Consider the following 5213-nt stretch of genomic DNA (forward strand, 5'->3'; position numbering starts at 1 on the left):
CGCTGACGTAGGCCCCCTCGTTCCTTAGCGTGACATAGCGGCTGCCCGGCAGGCCGCTTATCGTGCCGTTGAGCCTTGCGGTCGTGACGTCCACGAAGCTGCTGTCGGAGCCCCCCATGAGCATGACGAACTCGAAGTAGTGCTCGCCTACGTTCACCGCCCTGGCGGCCGGCGGAACGGTTATGTACACCTCGGTGCTCGCCCCCGGCGCCTGCGAGTAGACGAAGTCGGCCGCGTCGGCGAGCTTGTCGAGCAGCAGCATGGTCGGGGTGTTGTTGCGCGCGAGTACGAGGAACCGCTCGGGGTGCAGGGCGAACTCGCGGGTCTCGAGCTTGGCGGCGTCGCGCACGCGGTACACCCACGGCATGAGGCCCGCGTCCTTCAGCGCCCGCACGTGCGCTCGCACGAACTTCACGCGCACGCCCGGCCAGTCGTACTGCGGGAGCAACCTCGACAGCGGGCGGAGCCGTTCCTGGACGTACGCCTGGTACGGGTCGAGCACGAGCTGCCGACCGGCGCGCTTCGCGGCGCGAAACGCCGAGATGACCCGGTCCGGGTGCTGCCCGGAGGATAGGACCACCACGGCACTGTCCGTCTCCGCGCACAGCGCAGCGAGCCGGCGCTCCACCGAGGACTCGTCGTCCGCACCGTGCAGCTCGGCATCGGTGCCGAGCATCGTCCCCTCGCAGATCAGCGTCCCAAGACCGCGCAGGCGCTCGTCCGCGAGCAGCGAGCGCCGGCCGACGGCGGTACGGCCGTGCGCGCGCCAGTCGCCGGTGTACAGGAGCGACTCGCCGTCGGCCTCCACCAGTAGCGCGCGGGCGTCGGGCGCGGAGTGGTTCACCGGCACCGGCGTGACCGTGAGCCCCCCGATGCGCAGCGCCCCTCGCGAAGGCAACTCCCGGACCTCGCGCGGACGCGCGCCGCGAGGGGAGAACACGCGGCGGACGTCGATCATCGCCGCGGTCCCGCGCGACGCGTACACGGGGATGCCGGGGTGGGCGTGGTGCGCGAGCCCGTAGTGGTCGAGGTGCGCGTGCGTGAGCACGATCGCGGCGTAGCGCGGCGACGGGTCGTCCGCCCAAAGGCCGGGCACGTCAGGCGCGATGCCCTCGGCCACGAGCTCGCGCACGGGGCGCTCGTGCGTGCGGGGCGGGAAGTCGGCGCCGGTGTCGTCGTACAGCGGCATGCCGAGGTCGAGCAGGACGGCGGTGCCGTCGTCGGCCGTGACCTCGATGCACGTGCCGCCGATGCGGTCGGCCCCGGCCAGGACGCGGTGGTTCATGGTGACGCTCCTCTTCTTCGATCCGCTTCTTCTCGAAGAGGAGCCTAGCGCCGCCCTCTGACACGCAGTCGTGCGATGGTCACTCGTTCGGCGCCATCCCGTGGATCGAGCACTCGAAGCCCCACTCGGTCGGCACGTAGATGAACGTGCCGCCAGCCGGGCACACGAGCGGCCTGGACAGGATGCCCTGCTTGTACATCCACTCCGGCGTGATGCCCGCGACCGGCCGCCCGCCGCCTTCCGTCCAGCGGAAGACCTCGCTCATCGCGGCGACCTGGTTCGCGCAGCAGGTTGGCTTCGCCGCGGGGTCGTCCGCCGACATCGTGGGGGCGGGGGCCTCGGTCCTGCTCAGGCATCCCGCTGCCGCGAGCGCCACAGCCGCGAGCGCGATCGCCACGCACCGTCCGTTCCTTGCCATCGGGGCCTCCTTCGGGTGGTGTCGCCGCCATCGATGCTACACCGCCCGCGGCGCGCCGGCGCAGGCGCGCGCGAGGCGTCCGCTACAATGGGCGTCCGCACGCCGCCCCTTGCCGAGGAGTACCGCCCATGGGTACCGACAACCTCACCGAGCCCGTCCCGTCCGAGCCGGCCGACCCGCACGCCGACCTGTCGAGCGTGCTGCCGATGACCGCCGAGATCGTCGACGGCCGCCTGATCGTCGGTGGCATCGACATGGTCGACCTCGCGTGCGAGCGCGGCACCGCGCTCTACGTCATGGACGAGGCGCAGATCCGCCACCAGCTGCGCGAGTTCCGGAAGTGGACCTCGTACCACTGGGCCGACGTCGAGACCGTCTACGCCGCCAAGGCCTTCATGTGCAAGGCGATGTGCCGCCTCGTGCATGAGGAGGGCTGCATGGTCCTGTGCGCCTCGGGCGGCGAACTCGCCATCGCGCTCTCGGCCGGCGTTCCCGCCTCGCGCACGCAGGTGCACGGCAACAACAAGACCCCCGGCGAGATCGAGGAGGCCGTCGCCGCGGGCGTCGACCGCATAGTGGCCGACTCCCTGCTCGAGCTCGAGCGCATCAGCGAGGCCGCGGTCCGGCTCGGCCGCACCCAGGCGGTGCTGCTGCGCATCACGCCGGGCATCAAGCCCGACACTCACGGCTACATCCAGACCGGCCAGGAGGACAGCAAGTTCGGTTTCGGCCTGAACCACGGACTCGCGCTCGAGGGCGTGCGCCGTGCCTGCGACCTGCCCGGCGTCGACTTCGCGGGCTTGCACATGCACATCGGGTCGCAGATCTTCGCGCTGCAAAGCTACGCGAAGGCCATCGAGGTCATGGTCGCGTTCATGGCCGAGGTGGCCGCCGAGAGCGGCTGCCCGGTGCGCGACCTCGACGTCGGCGGCGGCATCGGCATCAAGTACGGCCTGGCCGACGAGCCGTCCACCATCGAGCAGTTCGGCAAGGTCGTCGTCGATGGCATCAAGGACGAGTGCGAGCGTCACGGCCTGCCCGTGCCGCGCATCCTCATCGAGCCGGGCCGCGCGGTCGTGGCCAGCGCCGGCATCACGCTGTACACGGTCGGTACCATCAAGGAGGTGCCCGGCATCCGCACCTACGTGGCGATCGACGGCGGCATGACCGACAACATCCGGCCGGCGCTGTACGGCGCGCGCTACGAGTGCCTCGTCGCGAACAAGGCCGACGGGCCGCGGACCGAGATCGTCACCATCGCGGGCAAGCACTGCGAGACCGGCGACCTCATCGCGCGCGACACGCCGCTGCAGCCGGTCGAGACCGGCGACGTCATCGCGGTGTGCGCCACAGGCGCGTACTGCCGCTCGATGGCGAGCAACTACAACCAGCAGGTGCGCCCGGCCGTGGTGTTCGTCGCCGACGGGAAGGCGCGCGAGGTCGTGCGGCGCGAGACGTACGACGACCTCATGCGCTGCGACGTGGAGTAGATCCCGAACGCGTGGCGCTTCACGGCCGCCGCTCCGCCGCGAGTGTCCACACAGTCCACAGGAGCGACCGTTCGTCGCTGATTCCCGACCGTGCGCCATTTCGTCACGGGAACCCCTTGCGTCCGTGCGCGGGAGGTGTACAGTACGTCTTGCGAGGCTCTTGAGACATCGGATGGGCGCTGCGGCAACGCAAGTTCGTTCGGTCGGATCGGGGCCTCGCATCTTTGTGCCCGGAGGCCGCTGCGTGCCGCCGCGACGCCCCCAGGCGCCTTCCTCCGCTACACTCGTACACGCCGCGACACGTCCGCCGCGGCGCGAGGCGATCCGGAGGCATGGCATGCGCATCGTCCGAGTGGGACTCATCGGGCTCGGCACCGTCGGCAGCGGCGTCATCGAGATCTTCGCGCGCCACGGCCGCGAGTTCGGCACGCATGCCGGTGTCGAGGTCGACCTGGTGCGCTTCTGCGACCGCGACGAAGCCCGGTTCGAGTCGCTCGGGCTCGACCGTGCGAAGTGCACCACCGACTGGCACGCGGTCGCCGAGGCTGACGACGTCGACGTGGTCATCGAGCTCATCGGCGGCACCGGCATCGCGCGCGAGGTCGTGCTCGCGGCGCTCGCGGCCGACAAGTCGGTCGTCACCGCGAACAAGGCCCTGCTCGCCACGCACGGCCAGGAGGTCTTCGACGCGGCCGCCGCGGCCGGTGTCGACCTGCTGTTCGAGGCCAGCGTCGGCGGCGGCATCCCCATCATCGGCCCGCTGAAACACTCGCTGACCGGCAACGAGATCACCAAGGTGATGGGCATCGTGAACGGCACGACCAACTACATGCTCACGCGCATGGCCGAGGACGGCCTCGACTACGACACGGCCCTGGCGGAGGCGCAGGCGCGCGGGTTCGCCGAGGCGGACCCCACCGCCGACGTCGACGGCTACGACGCCGCCGCGAAGATCGCCATCCTCGCGTCCATCGCGTTCAACTCGCGCGTGCTGCTCGAGCAGGTACCTGCCGAGGGCATCCGGGGGCTCACGCCGGGCGACATCGAGTACGCGCGGGAGATGGGGTACGCGGTCAAGCTGCTCGCCATCGCGAGGCGCACCCCCGAGGGCGTCGACATCCGCGTGCACCCCACGCTCATCCGCGACTCGCATCCGCTCGCTACGGTGGGCGGCGTCTACAACGCGATCTACGTGGTGGGCGATGCGGTGGGCGAGACGATGTTCTTCGGCGAGGGCGCCGGCTCGTTGCCGGCCGCCTCGGCGGTCGTGGGCGACGTCATCGAGGTCGCCCGGCACATCACGCACGAGGTGACCGCGATGGTCGGTTGCACCTGCACCGAGTCGCTGCCGGTCCGCGACATCGCCGCGCTGCATGCCGCGTACTACATCCGCCTGATCGTCGCCGACCGGCCCGGCGTGCTCGCCGCCACCTCGAAGGTCTTCGCGGACCACGGCGTGTCGCTGGCCTCGGTCATCCAGAAGTCGCCGAAGGGCGCGGCCGACGCGGAGCTCGTCTACGTCACACACGAGGCCGCCGAGGCGGACGTGCGCGACTCTCTCGCCGAGATCGGGGCGCTCGAGGCGGTCGCCGAGGTCGGCTCCGTCATCCGCGTCGAGGACCTGTAGGGGAGCGGACGCCGTGGCCGAGGGGGCCGGCACGCGGTCGGAGGCGGTCGCTGCGCGCGGCGGCGGCTGGGCGCTGACCACCGGCATCGCGCTGCTCGGCATTCCCGTCGCAGTGCTCGCGCAACTCGCGCCCGCGCCGGCCGCGGGCGCCGCGGGCGTCGCGCTCGCGTGCGTGCTCGCGTGGCGCGTCTTCCGAGAACCCGAGCACGGCGTGTATGCGCTCGTGGTGCTCATGCCGCTCACCGACCTGGGGGTCGTGTGGCCCGGCACCGGCGTGCGGCTCTCGTACGTCGCGTTCACCGCCGCGGTCGCCGGGTGGGCGTGGGCGCGTCTGCGCGTGGCCGAGCCGCACCCGCGGCCGCACCGGCTCGTGTGGGCGCTGCTCACCCCGGC

The 5213-nt window shown here is 71.5% G+C and carries 5 protein-coding genes; 3 read left to right on the forward strand and 2 right to left on the reverse strand.

The window, feature by feature from the left end; all coding sequences use genetic code 11:
* Both FDZ70_06030 and FDZ70_06035 read right to left on the reverse strand, forming a co-directional pair.
* Positions 1–1285: hypothetical protein (locus tag FDZ70_06030; protein TLM76835.1), on the reverse strand; the 1285-nt coding region annotated here is incomplete at its 3' end.
* Positions 1286–1364: 79 nt separating this feature from the next.
* A complete protein-coding gene (locus tag FDZ70_06035; GenBank protein ID TLM76836.1) occupies positions 1365–1703 on the reverse strand; it encodes a hypothetical protein in 339 nt (112 codons plus the stop codon).
* A gap of 128 nt (positions 1704–1831) precedes the next feature.
* Between FDZ70_06035 and lysA the strand changes: the two genes are divergently transcribed.
* From lysA to FDZ70_06050, 3 genes are all read left to right on the forward strand, one after another.
* The gene (gene lysA / locus FDZ70_06040; GenBank protein ID TLM76837.1) at positions 1832–3193 is read left to right on the forward strand and encodes a diaminopimelate decarboxylase; all 1362 of its coding nucleotides are present in this window, start codon (positions 1832–1834) and stop codon (positions 3191–3193) included.
* A gap of 337 nt (positions 3194–3530) precedes the next feature.
* The gene (locus tag FDZ70_06045; protein TLM76838.1) at positions 3531–4820 is read left to right on the forward strand and encodes a homoserine dehydrogenase; all 1290 of its coding nucleotides are present in this window, start codon (positions 3531–3533) and stop codon (positions 4818–4820) included.
* A 13-nt stretch (positions 4821–4833) separates the two neighbouring features.
* A partial coding sequence (locus FDZ70_06050; GenBank protein ID TLM76839.1) for a hypothetical protein occupies positions 4834–5213 on the forward strand: 380 nt, incomplete at its 3' end.

The sequence above is a fragment of the Actinomycetota bacterium genome (assembly GCA_005774595.1).
GTDB lineage: Bacteria > Actinomycetota > Coriobacteriia > Anaerosomatales > D1FN1-002 > D1FN1-002.